The sequence below is a fragment of the Comamonas humi genome (genome assembly GCF_054782535.1).
The window spans coordinates 1-13221 of sequence record NZ_BAAGSH010000023.1 but is presented as its reverse complement, the minus strand read 5'-3'; the positions used below and the strand labels follow the sequence as shown (position 1 = coordinate 13221).

At 65.8% G+C, this 13221-nt stretch carries 13 protein-coding genes and 4 tRNA genes; 10 read left to right on the top strand and 7 right to left on the bottom strand.

Annotated features, from left to right (window positions below):
* Positions 1 to 63: 63 nt before the first annotated feature.
* Genes ACYVKR_RS22805 through ACYVKR_RS22795 form a run of 3 tightly spaced genes read right to left on the bottom strand, consistent with a single transcriptional unit; the run spans position 64 to position 2081 of the window.
* Positions 64 to 540, bottom strand: a complete 477-nt coding sequence (locus ACYVKR_RS22805; protein WP_460483274.1) for a TPM domain-containing protein — start codon at positions 538 to 540, stop codon at positions 64 to 66.
* On the bottom strand, positions 540 to 1469 hold the full coding sequence (locus ACYVKR_RS22800; protein WP_460483273.1) for a TPM domain-containing protein: 930 nt from the start codon (positions 1467 to 1469) through the stop codon (positions 540 to 542). The genes ACYVKR_RS22805 and ACYVKR_RS22800 overlap by 1 nt, the downstream gene beginning before the upstream one ends.
* Before the next feature lie 18 nt (positions 1470 to 1487).
* A complete protein-coding gene (locus ACYVKR_RS22795; protein WP_460483272.1) occupies positions 1488 to 2081 on the bottom strand; it encodes a LemA family protein in 594 nt (197 codons plus the stop codon).
* A 115-nt stretch (positions 2082 to 2196) separates the two neighbouring features.
* On the opposite strand from ACYVKR_RS22795, the gene ACYVKR_RS22790 reads away from it, so the two are divergent.
* Complete coding sequence (locus ACYVKR_RS22790) at positions 2197 to 2760, top strand: DUF2946 family protein (RefSeq protein ID WP_460483271.1); 564 nt, start codon at positions 2197 to 2199, stop codon at positions 2758 to 2760.
* Positions 2761 to 2906: 146 nt separating this feature from the next.
* On the opposite strand, the gene ACYVKR_RS22785 is transcribed toward ACYVKR_RS22790, so the two are convergent.
* The 4 genes from ACYVKR_RS22785 to ACYVKR_RS22770 form a co-directional block, all read right to left on the bottom strand.
* A complete protein-coding gene (locus ACYVKR_RS22785; protein ID WP_460483270.1) occupies positions 2907 to 3776 on the bottom strand; it encodes a c-type cytochrome in 870 nt (289 codons plus the stop codon).
* A gap of 196 nt (positions 3777 to 3972) precedes the next feature.
* On the bottom strand, positions 3973 to 5424 hold the full coding sequence (locus ACYVKR_RS22780) for an outer membrane factor lipoprotein domain-containing protein (RefSeq protein ID WP_460483269.1): 1452 nt from the start codon (positions 5422 to 5424) through the stop codon (positions 3973 to 3975).
* Entirely contained in the window at positions 5417 to 8566 is a 3150-nt protein-coding gene (locus tag ACYVKR_RS22775) for an efflux RND transporter permease subunit (protein ID WP_460483268.1), read from the bottom strand. Before ACYVKR_RS22775 ends, ACYVKR_RS22780 begins: the two co-directional genes overlap by 8 nt.
* Positions 8567 to 8578: 12 nt before the next feature.
* Positions 8579 to 9871, bottom strand: a complete 1293-nt coding sequence (locus ACYVKR_RS22770) for an efflux RND transporter periplasmic adaptor subunit (RefSeq protein WP_460483276.1) — start codon at positions 9869 to 9871, stop codon at positions 8579 to 8581.
* A 299-nt stretch (positions 9872 to 10170) separates the two neighbouring features.
* Here ACYVKR_RS22770 and ACYVKR_RS22765 point away from each other — a divergent pair, with 299 nt between their 5' ends.
* The 9 genes from ACYVKR_RS22765 to ACYVKR_RS22725 all read left to right on the top strand — a co-directional run.
* The gene (locus tag ACYVKR_RS22765; RefSeq protein WP_460483267.1) at positions 10171 to 10827 is read left to right on the top strand and encodes a TetR family transcriptional regulator; all 657 of its coding nucleotides are present in this window, start codon (positions 10171 to 10173) and stop codon (positions 10825 to 10827) included.
* A gap of 68 nt (positions 10828 to 10895) precedes the next feature.
* Positions 10896 to 10971, top strand: a tRNA-Arg gene (locus ACYVKR_RS22760).
* A gap of 139 nt (positions 10972 to 11110) precedes the next feature.
* Positions 11111 to 11515: a single-stranded DNA-binding protein gene (locus tag ACYVKR_RS22755; RefSeq protein ID WP_460483275.1), complete on the top strand. Its 405-nt coding sequence runs from the start codon at positions 11111 to 11113 to the stop codon at positions 11513 to 11515.
* 61 nt (positions 11516 to 11576) lie between these two features.
* Positions 11577 to 11945, top strand: coding sequence for a CidA/LrgA family protein (locus ACYVKR_RS22750; protein WP_460483266.1), 369 nt, complete (start codon positions 11577 to 11579; stop codon positions 11943 to 11945).
* Positions 11938 to 12651, top strand: coding sequence for an LrgB family protein (locus tag ACYVKR_RS22745; RefSeq protein WP_460483265.1), 714 nt, complete (start codon positions 11938 to 11940; stop codon positions 12649 to 12651). The genes ACYVKR_RS22750 and ACYVKR_RS22745 overlap by 8 nt, the downstream gene beginning before the upstream one ends.
* Before the next feature lie 80 nt (positions 12652 to 12731).
* Positions 12732 to 12817: transfer RNA gene (locus ACYVKR_RS22740), tRNA-Tyr, on the top strand.
* A gap of 69 nt (positions 12818 to 12886) precedes the next feature.
* Positions 12887 to 12960 (top strand) — tRNA-Gly (locus ACYVKR_RS22735).
* 28 nt (positions 12961 to 12988) lie between these two features.
* Positions 12989 to 13063 (top strand) — tRNA-Thr (locus ACYVKR_RS22730).
* Between the two features lie 72 nt (positions 13064 to 13135).
* Positions 13136 to 13221 (top strand): GTP-binding protein (locus ACYVKR_RS22725; RefSeq protein WP_033473206.1); only part of this gene is annotated, 86 nt, incomplete at its 3' end.

Here is a 13221-nt window from a genome sequence, read left to right as displayed (position 1 = left end):
TTCCCAACGAAAAAAATGCCAGTCAGCGTTATCTGACTGGCATTGCCGTTGCCGGGGCTTTTTTCATGGCGAAGGCGCCGGCGGGAAATGCTGCTCCAGCACGCCCGCCACCATTTCGACGGCCTGCAGCAGCCCGGCCTCGTACGACTGGCTGCGCAGTGTCTGGCTGATCTGCTGCACCAGGGCCTGCCATTGCGCGGCCGGCACGGCGCGGGCGAGGGCCCGGTCGGCCACGATCTCGATGGCGCGATCGGCCTGCAGCAGGTAGATCAGCACGCCGTTGTTCTCTTCGGTGTCCCACACGCGCAGCTTGCTGAACTGCATGATGGCGCGCTCGCGCACCGGTGCGTCGCGCCGGATGTAGCTCCAGGGCAGGGCGGATTCGACATAGACGCGGATCAGCCCGGTGTGGCGCCGGTCGCTCTCGGCGATCGCATCGCCGATGCGCTGGTGCATGGCGGCGGGCAGCACCTGCCGCGTGCGCTGGTCGCGGAAGCGGTGGCGCAGCTGCCGTGCCGAACGTGAGAACCAGTTGCCCATCACCAATCTCCCGAGGCGCCGCCGCCACCGAAATCGCCGCCCCCGCCGGAGCTGAAGCCCCCGCCGCCGCCAGAGGACGAGCCGCCGCTCCAGCCGCCACCGCCCGAACTCCAGCCGCCGCCATGGCCCAGCACAATGGGGCCGCCACGCCCACCCAGCGAGCTGCCGCGCCCGCTGGCACCGGTGAGCAGCACCATCAGGAAGGCCACCACGCCGACGCCGCCGGCCAGCAGCAGGCTGGCCGTGATCGCGAAGGCGCTGACGCCGGCAATGCCGCCGGCCGCGACGGAGCCCAGTGGCCGGCCCAGCATGCCGCGCAGCACCGAGCCGGCGATCGAGACGAAGACAAAGAAGAAGATCGCCAGCGTCGGCAAGTCCACGCCATCGAGCAGCGAGGCGGGCCCCTGTGGCTTGCGCGCCGCGGTGGGCGCGGGCAGGTTCTCGCCGCGGATGGCGGCGCCGATGGCATCGGCTGCGCCGGCCAGCCCGGCCGCATAGCGGTTGTTGCGGAACTCGGGCGCCATGCGCTCGTCGATGATGCGGGCCGCGCGCAGGTCGGGGATCGCGCCCTCCAGCGACTTGGCCACCTCGATGCGCATGCGCCGGTCGTTCTTGGCCACGACCAGCAGCACGCCGTCGCCCACGTCGCGGCGGCCGATCTTCCAGGCATTGGCCACGCGGTTGGCGTAGGCGGCGATGTCTTCGGGCGCGGTGGTGGGCACCAGCAGGGCCACGATTTGCGAGCCGGTGCTGCGCTCCAGCTCGGCCAGGCGGCGTTCGAGGTCAGCATGCTCCTGGGTCGACAGCGTGGCCGTGCCGTCGATCACGTGGCCGCTGAGCGCCGGGATGGCCTGCACCTGGGCCTGGACCGTGCTCCAGCTGATTGCTATCAATAAAGTAGCTATCAGCGCTCGCAGGATATGTGTCATGGCCGTATTTGGCTCAGATCACTTGTTGCCGGTGGAAAAGTCGACCTTCGGCGGCGTGGAAATCTCGGCCTCGTTCTGCACCGTGAAGTTGGCCTTGGGCTCGTAGCTGAAGATCTTGGCCGTGATGTTGGTGGGGAAGCTGCGGGCCAGCACGTTGTAGGCCTGCACCGTGCCGATGTAGCGCTCGCGCGCGACGGCGATGCGGTTCTCGGTGCCTTCCAGCGTCACCCGCAGGTCGCGGAAGGCCTGGTTGGCCTTGAGCTGCGGGTACTGCTCGGCCACCACCATCAGGCGCGACAGCGCGCTGGACAGCTCGCCCTGCGCCTGCTGGAACTTGTTGAAGGCCTCGGGGTTGTTGACCAGCTCCGGCGTGGCCTGGATGGACGTGGCCTTGGCGCGCGCCTCGATCACCTTGGTCAGCGTTTCCTGCTCGAAATTGGCCTCGCCCTTGACCGAGGCCACGATGTTGGGCACCAGGTCGGCGCGGCGCTGGTACTGGTTCAGCACCTCGCTCCAGGCGGCCTTGCTCTTCTCGTCGAGGCGCTGGAAGTCGTTGTAGCCGCAGCCCGACAGGGCCAGCGTGGCGGCGAGGATGATGACAAGGCGCTTCATGGGGTTCCCTTCCTGTGGCGGTTCTCGCGGCATTGTTGCAGAGAACCATTCGCGCCAATGTAAGCGATTGACAGCCATGGCGGCGGCTGCGGCGGCGATGCGCCACAATCGGCCCATGGACGATATCGTGAAGCAGGCCATGGCGAAATGGCCCAACGTGCCCGCCTGCTATGGCTGGCTGGGCCTCGACGGCCGGGGGCAATGGTGGCTGCGGGATGCCGAGGCCCAGGCCCGCGGCACCTTCTGCAGCGGTGCCGACGGCGCCAAGGGATCGCGGGTGCGCCACGACAAGCTGGCGGACTTCATTGCCCGCAATTACCTGGCGGAGCCCGATGGCCGCTGGTTCTTCCAGAACGGGCCGCAGCGCGTGTACGTGGAGCTGCAGCTGGCCCCCTGGGTCTGGCGCCTGCGCTGCACGGCCGATGCGCTGGAACTGCGCAGCCACACCGGCGAGCTGCTGGAGCGCAGCGCGGTGCGCGCGGTGCTGCTGGACGAGGAAGGGCAGCTCTACCTGCACACCGACCGCGGCCTGGGCTCGGTGCATACGCAGGACATGCTGGACGCCGCCACCGCGCTCGACCTGGCGCTGCTGCCGCAGCCCGAGCTGGTCGAGCGGCAGGGGCTGGCAGCGCGCTTCGGCTTCGTGCGCAGCCCGCAAGGCCTGGCGCAGCCAAATTAGCAGGCAACAAAAAGGCCGACGCGGGGTCGGCCTGGATCTCTATCAAAACAGGAGCTGTTAGCGCTTTCTGGGCGATGGATTCAAATAGTTTGGTATCTGAATTGCCCTGCTGATAAGCGCAAGCGGCTCTTGTTTTTGAAGCGCACTTACTTGGAGTGCTCCACCATGTATTCGACGGCGGCGCGCACTTCGTCGTCCGAGGCGCTGGAGCCACCCTTGGGCGGCATCGCGCCCTTGCCGCTGAGCGCGAGCTTGACCACCGTGTCCATGCCCTCGGCGATGCGCGGTGCCCAGGCGGCCTTGTCGCCGAATTTGGGCGCACCGGCCACGCCGGCGCCATGGCAGACCGCGCAGGTCTGTTCGTACAGGGCCTTGCCGGCGGCGGACTTGGATTCCGCGGCCGGGGCGGCGGCAGGTGCAGCGGCGGCAGCCGGTGCGGGTTCGGCGGCGGGGGCCGGAGCAGCGGCAGCAGCAGCCGGAGCGGGTGCTGCCTCGGCGGGCGCAGCGGCAGCGCCGGCGGCGGGGCGCTCGGGCACGGCGAACTTGGCGCCGGCGGCGTTGGCCATGTAGACCACGCCGCGCGCGATCTCGGTGTCGTCAAAGTCGCCACCAGCCTGTGCGGCCATGGCGCCCTTGCCGGCCAAGGCCGAGTGCACCAGCGCATCCAGGCCGGTCTTCAGGCGCGGGGCCCAGGCGGCAGCGTCCTGGAACTTGGGCGCGCCGGCGGCGCCGGTGGAGTGGCAGGCGGCGCACTGGGCCTTGAACACATCCTCGCCCGAACGCAGCGGACGGTTGGCATCGCGCACTTCCACGGTGCCGACCTTCTGGATGCGGGCGGCCACGGACTTCTCGTCGTTGCTGGCGCCGGCGCCGGGCTTGTTGGCGGAGGTGACGTAGGTCACGAGGCCGATGATGGCAAAGACGGGAACCACAAAAGCACCGATGCTGGCCCAGAGCAGTTGCTTGGGGGTTTTGATGGGGCCGGTGTGTGCTTCTTCGTGCTGCATGTCGCTCATTGCGTCCTCAAGAGTATCGGGGGCTTATCGTTCGTTGTAGGCGAGGTCCGGCCGATTATATCGACGGCCTCCGTTCCATGGCCATGCAGGCAGGCACGGCGGCGCTTTCCGCCACAGTCCTGATGCAGGTCATGAAAAAAATGGCTCGCCACATGGTGTGGCGAGCCATTGTGCTTCAGAGCCGGCGGATGCGGGCCTATGGTTTGCCTGCAGTGGGTTGCGCGGAGCCTACAGTGGCAGTTGCACCGGCGACAGCGGGCGTTTCGCTCCAGCCGCCGCCCAGGGCCTTGTACAGCAGCACCTGGTTCTGCAGCTGCGCGAGCTGGATCTGCACCGTGGCCTGCTGCAGCGCGAACAGCGAGCGCTGCGCATCCAGCAGGTCGAGGTAGCTGGCCACGCCGTTGGTGTAGCGCAGGTCGGAGAGCTTGAGACGCACCGATTCGGCCTCGAGCTGCGCGCGCTGGGCGTCGAGCTGGTTGGCCAGCGTGGCGCGGCTGACCAGCGCGTCGGACACCTCGCGGAACGCGCCCTGGATGGCCTTCTCGTACTGCGCGACGGCGATCTTCTTGCCGGCCTCGGCGGCTTCCAGGTTGGCCTGGTTGCGGCCGGCGGTGAAGATCGGCAGGTACAGCGACGGCGCGATGCTGAAGCCCTTGGAGCCGGACTTGAACAGCTCCGACAGCTCGTTGCTGGCAAAGCCTGCCGACGCGGTCAGCGAGATGTTCGGGTAGAACAGCGCGCGGGCCGCGCCGATGCTGGCGTTGGCCGCCACCATGGCCTGCTCGGCCTGGCGCACGTCGGGGCGGCGCAGCATCAGGTCGGACGGCAGGCCGGCCGGCACATCGGCCAGCGGCGGCAGGTCGGCCAGCTTCTTGCCCTGCAGGCTGGTGAGCAGCTCCTCGGGCAGCGGTTGGCCGACCAGCAGCGTCAGCGCGTTCACGTCCAGCGCGCGTTGGCGCTGCTGCTGCGCCAGCGTGGCGCGGGCGTTCTCGGTCAGCGACTGGGCCTGGCGGTAGTCCAGCTCCGAGGCGGCGCCGGCGTCGAAGCGCAGCTTGGTCAGCTTGATGGATTCCTCGCGGGTGGTCAGCGTGCGGCGCGAGATGTCGAGCAGTTCTTCGTCCGCCTGCAGGTTGAGCCAGGCATTGGCCACGGCGGCCACCAGGCTCACCTGGGCGGCCTTGCGGCCTTCTTCGGTGGCGAGGTACTGCGCGAGAGCCTGCTCCTTCAGGCTAGCGAGGCGGCCGAAGAAGTCGATCTCCCAGCTCGGCATGGTCAGCCCGGCCGTGTAGGAGTTGCCGATCTTGCCGTCGGTCTGGCTGGCGCCGCGGGTGGCCGTGGCGCCCGCGCCCACTTCCGGCAGCAGCTTGGACCCCTGGATCTGGTACTGCGCCCGCGCCTGCTCGATGTTCAGCACTGCCACGCGCAGGTCGCGGTTGTTCTCCAGGGCCATGGAGAGCAGCTGCTGCAGGCGCGCATCGGTGAAGAAGTTCTGCCACGGGATGTCGGCCGCCGCCGAGGCGCTGGCCTCGGTGGCCACCGGGTAGCTGGCGGCCACGGGGGCGGCCGGCTTGTCGAGCGTGGGGATGAACGAGCAGCCGCTCGCCAGCAGCGCGCTCGCCAGCAGGGTAGGAATGAGTTGCTTAGCCATGGTTGACACCTCCGTGCGTGACCGCAGCGGCGGGAGCATGTGGCGGCGTCTTGCTGCCGAACAGCTTGCGCACGACCACGAAGAAGACCGGCACGAAGAACACGGCCAGCACCGTGCCCGTCACCATGCCGCCGAGCACGCCGGTGCCGATGGCGCGCTGGCTGGCCGAGCTTGCGCCCGTGGCCAGTACCAGCGGCACCACGCCCAGGCCGAAGGCCAGCGAGGTCATGATGATGGGGCGGAACCGCAGGTGCGCGGCTTCCAGCGCGGCCTCCATCAGGCCCTTGCCTTCGGCCTGCAGGTCCTTGGCGAACTCGATGATCAGAATCGCGTTCTTCGCCGACAGGCCGATCACGGTGACCAGGCCGATCTGGAAGTACACGTCGTTCGAGTACTGGCGCAGCAGTGTCGCCAGCACCACGCCCAGCACGCCCAGCGGCACGACCAGGATCACCGACAGCGGAATCGACCAGCTCTCGTACAGCGCCGCCAGGCACAGGAACACGGCCAGGATGGCGAAGGCGTACAGGAACATGGCCTGCGAGCCGGCGAGCTTTTCCTCGCGCGACTGGCCGGTCCACTCGTAGCCGAAGCCTTCAGGCAGCTTGGCCGCGAGCTTTTCCATCTCGGCCATGGCCTCGCCCGAGCTGAAGCCGGGGGCCGCGCCGCCTTCGATGCGCATGGAGGGGTAGCCGTTGTAGCGGATGGTCTGCTGCGGACCCTTGACCCACTTGGTGGTGGCAAAGGTGGACAGCGGCACCGCGTCGCCCTTGGTGTTGCGTGCGTTCAGCTGCAGGATGTCCTCCGGCTGCATGCGCGCCGTGGCATTGGCCTGCACCACCACGCGCTGCAGACGTCCCTGGTTGGGGAAGTCGTTCACGTAGGCCGAGCCCAGCGCGGTGGACAGCGCGGTGTTGATGGACGAGAAGTCCACGCCCAGCGCGTTGGCCTTGTCGCGGTCGATCACGATCTGCAGCTGCGGCGCATCTTCCAGGCCGTCCGGGCGTACGCCCGCCAGGATCTTGCTCTGCGAGGCCATGCCCAGCATCATGTTGCGCGCATTGACCAGGGCCTCGTGGCCGAGGCCGGCACGGTCCTGCAGGCGGAACGAGAAGCCCGTGGCGTTGCCCAGCTCAGGGATGGGCGGCGGGTTGATCGCGAACACGAAGGCGTCGCGGATGCCGCCGATCGCTCCCATGGTGCGGCCGACCAGGCTGTCGACCGTGGACTTGGGATCGGTGCGCTCGGACCAGTCCTTCAGCGGCACGAAGGCGAGGGCGGCGTTCTGGCCTTGGCCCGAGAAGCTGAAGCCCACCACGCTGACCATGTTGGCCACCTCGGGTTGCTTCAGCACGGCTTCTTCCACGGTCTTCACCACTTCCAGCGTGCGCTCCTTGGCCGCGCCGGGCGGCAGCTGCATGTTCACGATGTAGTAGCCCTGGTCTTCACTGGGCAGGAAGGACGTGGGCAGGCCGCGGAAGACCACCACGGCGGCGCCGATGATGGCGACGTAGAGGCCCAGCATCAGGACGGCACGCTTGAGCATGCGCGATACCCAGCCTTCATAGCCCTTGGCCGTGCGCGCGAAACCGCGGTTGAACCAGCCGAAGAAGCCCTTCTTCTCGTGGTGGTGGCCGGCTTCCACCGGCTTGAGCAGGGTCGCGCACAGCGCCGGCGTCAGCGTCAGCGCCATGAAGGCCGAGAAGGCGATCGACGCGACCATCACGATGGAGAACTGGCGGTAGATGTTGCCGGTGGAGCCCGAGAAGAAGGCCAGCGGGATGAACACCGCGATCAGCACCAGGGTCACGCCGATGATGGCGCCCGAGATCTGGCCCATGGCCTTGTGGGCGGCTTCGCGTGGCGGCAGTCCTTCCTCGGCCATGATGCGCTCGACGTTCTCCACCACCACGATGGCGTCGTCCACCACGATGCCGATCACCAGCACCATGCCGAACATGGCCAGCACGTTGATCGAGAAGCCCACGGCCAGCATCACCCCGAAGGTGCCGAGCAGCGCGATGGGCACCACGATGGTGGGAATCAGCGTGTAGCGCCAGTTCTGCAGGAACAGGAACATCACCAGGAACACCAGCGCCACGGCTTCGAACAGCGTGTGCGCCACCTTTTCGATGGAGATGCTCACGAACTTGGAGCTGTCGTAAGGCACGGCGTACTTCACGCCCTTGGGGAAGTACTTCTGCAGCTCTTCCAGGCGGGCGTGCACGGCCTTCGAGGTGGCCAATGCGTTGCCGCTGGGGGTGAGCTGCACGCCGATGCCGACGGCATCCTTGCCGTTCAGGCGGGCCGAGGTGGCATAGCTCTGGCCGCCGAGTTCCACGGTGGCCACGTCCTTCAGGCGCACGGTGGAGCCATCGACGTTGGCGCGCAGCACGATGTTCTCGAACTCGGACACCGACGAGAGCTGGCCGCGCACCGTCACCGTGGCGGCCACCTTCTGGCCGGTGATGTTGGGCAGGTCGCCGATCGAGCCGCTGGCCACCTGGGCGTTCTGGCTGCGGATGGCAGCCACCACGTCTTCGGCGGACAGGTTGTAGCCGCGCAGCTTGGCGGGGTCGAACCAGATGCGCATGGCCTTTTCCGAGCCGAACAGCTGGGCCTGGCCGATGCCGGGCAGGCGCTGGATTTCGGGCACGATGTTGCGCGAGGCATAGTCGCCCAGCGCCACCGGGTCAAAGGCCGGGTCGTCGGAGGACAGCATCACGAACAGCAGGAAGTTGCGCGATGCCTTGTCCACGCGCACGCCCTGCTGCGTCACCGAGGCGGGCAGGCGCGGCGTAGCGCGGGACAGGCGGTTTTGCACGTCCACCTGCGCCAGGTCTTCGTTGGTGCCGGGCTCGAAGCTGATGGTGATGCTGCCGGTGCCGTCGGCCTGGGCCACGGACTCCATGTACACCAGGCCGGGCGAGCCGTTCATCTCGCGTTCGATCACCGACAGCACGCTGTCCTCCAGCACCTGCGCCGAGGCGCCGGGGTAGGCGGTGTTGATGACGATGGCGGGAGGCGCCACCTTGGGGTACTGCGCGATCGGCAGCCGGGTCATCGCCATTGCACCGATCACGATGATGAACAGGGCGATCACCCAGGCAAAGATGGGTCGATCAATAAAAAACTTGGCCATAGCTGGGGCCTCTTACTTCTTGGTTTCGGCGTTGCCGTCGGCCGCCGGTGCTGCAGGCTTGGCCGCGTCCTTGTCCGTAGCGGCCTGCACCGGCTTGTTGCCGTTCGGGCTCCACTCCACGGGCTTGACCGGCGTGCCGGGCGGCATCATCTGCAGCTTCTGGAAGCCGTCGACCTGCACCTTCTCGCCGGCCTGCAGGCCCTCGGTCACGATCCACTGGTTGTCCTTGGACCCATTGATCGTGATGTTGCGCTTGGTGATCTTGCCGTCATCACTGACGATGCTCACCGAGTTGCCCTGCTCGGTGCGGGTCACGGCCTGCTGCGGCAGCAGGATCGCATTGCTCACCTGTGCCTGCTCGATGCGCACGCGCACATAGAGGCCGGGCAGCAGGGCGGCCTGCGGGTTGGGCACTTCGGCGCGCAGCGTGACCTGGCCGGAGGTCGGGTCCACCGTCAGGTCGGTGAACAGCAGCTTGCCATCATTGCTGTAGGGCGTGCCGTCGCTCATCAGGATCTTCACCTTGGCGGCATCGGTGCCGGGGGCTTTTTGCAGCTTGCCGTCCTGCAGCGCGCGGCGCAGGCGGAAGACGTCGTCCGAGGACTGGGTGAAGTTCACGTAGATCGGGTTGATCTGCTGGATCACCGCGAGCTGAGTCGCTTCGCCCTGGCCGACCAAGGCGCCCTCCGTCACCAGCGCGCGGCCGATGCGGCCGGCGATGGGCGCCGTCACGCTGGCATAGCCGAGGTTGATATTGGCTGTGGTGACCGAGGCCTTGGCGGCAGCGACGTCGGCAGCAGCCTGTTTCTGCGACGCCTCGGCGTTCACATAGTCTTGCTTGCTGATGGCGTTGGCAGCCACCAGTGGCTTGTAGCGGTTGAGCAGGGCGTTGGCCTGGGCCAGATTGGCTTCGGCCCGCTGCAGGCTGGCCTTGGCGCTGTCGGCGGCGGCGGCATACGGAGCGGGGTCGATCTGGAACAGGGCCTGGCCGGCCTTGACGTCGCTGCCTTCCTGGAACAGGCGCTTCTGCAGAATGCCGGCGCTGCGCGCGCGCACTTGCGCCACACGGAAGGCTTCGAGGCGGCCCGGGAGTTCGGTGACCAGCGACACGTCCTGCGGCTTGACGGTGACCACGCCGACTTCGGGTGCATGGCCGCCGCCGGCCGGTGCGTGGGCGGCTTCTTCCTTCTTGCCGCAGGCTGCCAGCGCCAACGCCGCCACCAAGGTCAACCCCACCACCAGCGAACGCGAAGACTGGGAGAGCGCGGGTTGACGATCTTCAGAAGCGCGGGTGTTTTCATACATGGATCGCATGAAAGTCCTTCCGGTATGTTGTACGAAACGAGTAATGCCGGGATGGCGATGCGCATCGCTTCCCGGTGTCAAAGCAATTGCTAGCTTGCCAGCGTATCGGTTTTTGGTTTTGGGCCGATGGCTGGCACTGGCTGGTTCGGTGGTCTGGATCGCGAGAGCGTATCGGATTCCCCACAAAATTGCTGCGCCATTATACATACATGCATAAATGTATAATTAACCCGATGAGCTTGCACAGGCATTCATGAAGTTGTCGTCTGTCTGGAGCCGGCTCGGGTGGAGGAGGTAACATGGCTCGACGAACCAAAGCGGAAGCGGACGAAACCCGCAGCCGGCTGCTCGATGCCGCAGAGCAGGTTTTTTATGAGAAGGGCGTGGCCCGCGCATCGCTGAATGAAATCGCGCAGCAGGCGGGTGCGACGCGTGGCGCGGTGTATTGGCATTTCAAGGACAAGGTCGATGTGTTCCTGTCCATGCTGGATCGCATTTGCATGCCCTTCGATGAGGTCTGTGCCGAGCATTGCAGCAGTCTCTCGCCGTTGGAGGGGATCCGCGGGTCCATCCATTCCGTATTCGAGAGTATGGATGGCGACCAGCGCCGTCTGCGCATTTTCGATACGGCGCTGTTCAAAATGGAATACGTGGGTGAACTGGAGAGTGTGCGTGCACGCCATATAGAGAGTGCGCGCAGCAGCCAGGAGAAATTTGCCGGAGCGATCGCGCAGGCGGCGCAGGACCAGGGCCTGGAGCTATCCATGTCTCCGGTCGATGCGGCGCTGGGGTTGCATTCGCTCTTTGTGGGCTTGGTCCATGGCTGGGTGCTCAACGGCGGCAATTTCCTCTTGATGCCTGTGGGGACAACTGCAGTGGATGCCTATTTGACAGGGCTGGGGTTCCGCTTGAACACTCCGGTTGGCCAGGATGCAGGGCTGCCAAGGCTGGGCTAGTGTTGGATGGTCGGTCAGCCGTGCGATAATCCTCAGTTGCACGGTTTGCTTGCACGGCAAACCTCTTAGCGGCTGTAGCTCAGTGGATAGAGTATTGGCCTCCGAAGCCAAGGGTCGTGGGTTCGATCCCCGCCAGCCGCGCCATCAGGCTATTTCAGATAGTCTCGACGTATTTCAAAACCCGCATGTTTGCCGCATGCGGGTTTTTTGTTGTCTGTTGCGGCCTCTACTATAGGTATATGGTGCAGTGGATGGGCAGCAGGATGCATTCTGGGAGATGGCGATGATCGATGGATTGGTGATGGGGCGCATTCACGGGCAGCCGGCCGAGCGCACGAGCAAGACGGGCAAACCGTATGCGTTGGCCAAGGTGCGGGCTGCGTCGGGCGACGGCGAAAGCCTGTTTGTGAATGTGATTGCCTTCGATGACGCGCCGGTGGCTGCGTTGCTGGGATTGGGGGATGGAGACAGCGTGGCCTTGTCGGGCAGCCTTACGCCCAAGGTATGGGTGGATCGCGAAGGCCAGCATCGGCCCAGCCTGGACATGGTGGCGCACCAGGTGTTGACGGCCTATCACGTCACCCGCAAGCGTCGGGCTATGCAGCCATCGGGAGAGTCGCCGGCCCGGCATGGTGATGGCCATGAAGCCTGGGGCGGGCCGGACGACGGGCGGCCGCTGGATTTCTGAGGCTGTTGCCGGGGTTGCATACCTAGTCGGTGCGGCATGCGAATGCGCCGACAATGCGGCCATGATCAAAGCTGTCGCACTACTCTTTGGCTTGCAGTGGCTGGGTGACATACTGACCCGGCTGCTCCATCTGCCTATCCCCGGGGCCTTGACGGGGACCTTACTGCTGCTGGTATTGCTGGTGGCTTGGCGTCGGATTCCTGACTGGCTGCAGTCGACCACGCAGGCGATGCTGCCGCACATGATGCTGGTGTTCATTCCGACGGTGGCGGGCGTCATGGTGCAGCAGGAGCGCATCCGCGCAGAGTGGCTTCCCTTCATGGCGGCATGCGTGCTGGGTGCGGTGGTGACATTGGCGGCCACGGCCCTCACGATGCGCTGGGCGATGCGGTTGCAGTCCCGCGCGGATTCCGAGGCGCGTGGTGTCTGAGTGGCTAGCTGCACAGGTGTTGCACGGCTCTGCGGTTGCCTGGGTGGCGTTGACGGCGCTGATCTATCTGCTGGCGCAGCAGTTGTATGTGCGGGGTGGCTCCCGGCCGGTATTGATTCCGGTGCTGACGGGGGTGCTCATGGTGGTGGGTGTGCTGACCTGCTTCGGCGTGCCCTATGACGAGTACTACCGGGGTGTCGCCTTTCTGAATACGCTGATCGGTCCGGTGACTGTGGCGCTGGCGGTTCCGCTGTATGCCCAATGGTCGCGGCTGCGCAAGCTGTGGTTGCCGATCACGCTGGCTGTGCTGGTGGGTGGCTCCGTGGGGATTCTGTCCGCCGTGGGGATAGGCTGGCTGTTTTCAGGAAGCACGGAGATCCTGATGTCGGTTGCCCCCAAATCAGCCACGATACCGATAGCCACAGCGGTGTCTGCTGAGTTCGGCGGCGTGGCGTCGCTGGCAGCGGTGGCGGTGGCCATCACCGGTATTGTCGGGGTCATCGTGGCCGATCCAGTCCTGCGCGTGCTGCGGATCGATGACGCCGCTACGCGGGGTGTGGCGATGGGGCTGACGGCCCATGCCATCGGCACGGCGCGGGAGATCCAGCGCAGCGCTGAATCCGCGGGGTTTGCGGCGCTGGCCATGGCGCTCAATGGAATTGCGACGGCGCTCTTGATGCCGGCGCTGGTCAGCCTGATGAGGTGAGCCGCGCGGAGGCAAAGAATTCGAAATCTGGCAGTTTCTTCAAAAGCCGCAAAAACAATGCTACAATCGAATTCTTCTTCGGAGGGGTGCCCGAGTGGCTAAAGGGGGCAGACTGTAAATCTGTTGGCTTACGCCTACACTGGTTCGAATCCAGTCCCCTCCACCAGTAATGGTAAGAAGAGCTTAACGGCAGCAATGGCATGCAGGCGTCGCGTGATGTTTGTGTGAGGTTGATGCGGGAGTAGTTCAATGGTAGAACCCTAGCCTTCCAAGCTAATGACGCGGGTTCGATTCCCGTCTCCCGCTCCAGCGCTGTGTTAATGCGGTGAGGTTTTATGCCCATGTGGCTCAGTGGTAGAGCACTCCCTTGGTAAGGGAGAGGTCGGCAGTTCGATCCTGCCCATGGGCACCACATATAAATGTGCGCACGGTTCTGGTTGCGCTTCAATCTCTTTATAAGATTTAGGTTTTTTCGGAGTCGAAAATGGCAAAAGGAAAATTCGAGCGCACCAAGCCCCACGTGAACGTGGGCACGATCGGTCACGTGGACCACGGCAAGACGACGCTGAC

Coding starts and splice junctions, on each gene's coding strand:
- ACYVKR_RS22805 (WP_460483274.1), bottom strand. CDS start 540: ATGGGCAACTGGTTCTCACGTTCGGCACGGCAGCTGCGCCACCGCTTC.
- ACYVKR_RS22800 (WP_460483273.1), bottom strand. CDS start 1,469: ATGACACATATCCTGCGAGCGCTGATAGCTACTTTATTGATAGCAATC.
- ACYVKR_RS22795 (WP_460483272.1), bottom strand. CDS start 2,081: ATGAAGCGCCTTGTCATCATCCTCGCCGCCACGCTGGCCCTGTCGGGC.
- ACYVKR_RS22790 (WP_460483271.1), top strand. CDS start 2,197: ATGGACGATATCGTGAAGCAGGCCATGGCGAAATGGCCCAACGTGCCC.
- ACYVKR_RS22785 (WP_460483270.1), bottom strand. CDS start 3,776: ATGAGCGACATGCAGCACGAAGAAGCACACACCGGCCCCATCAAAACC.
- ACYVKR_RS22780 (WP_460483269.1), bottom strand. CDS start 5,424: ATGGCTAAGCAACTCATTCCTACCCTGCTGGCGAGCGCGCTGCTGGCG.
- ACYVKR_RS22775 (WP_460483268.1), bottom strand. CDS start 8,566: ATGGCCAAGTTTTTTATTGATCGACCCATCTTTGCCTGGGTGATCGCC.
- ACYVKR_RS22770 (WP_460483276.1), bottom strand. CDS start 9,871: ATGTATGAAAACACCCGCGCTTCTGAAGATCGTCAACCCGCGCTCTCC.
- ACYVKR_RS22765 (WP_460483267.1), top strand. CDS start 10,171: ATGGCTCGACGAACCAAAGCGGAAGCGGACGAAACCCGCAGCCGGCTG.
- ACYVKR_RS22755 (WP_460483275.1), top strand. CDS start 11,111: ATGATCGATGGATTGGTGATGGGGCGCATTCACGGGCAGCCGGCCGAG.
- ACYVKR_RS22750 (WP_460483266.1), top strand. CDS start 11,577: ATGATCAAAGCTGTCGCACTACTCTTTGGCTTGCAGTGGCTGGGTGAC.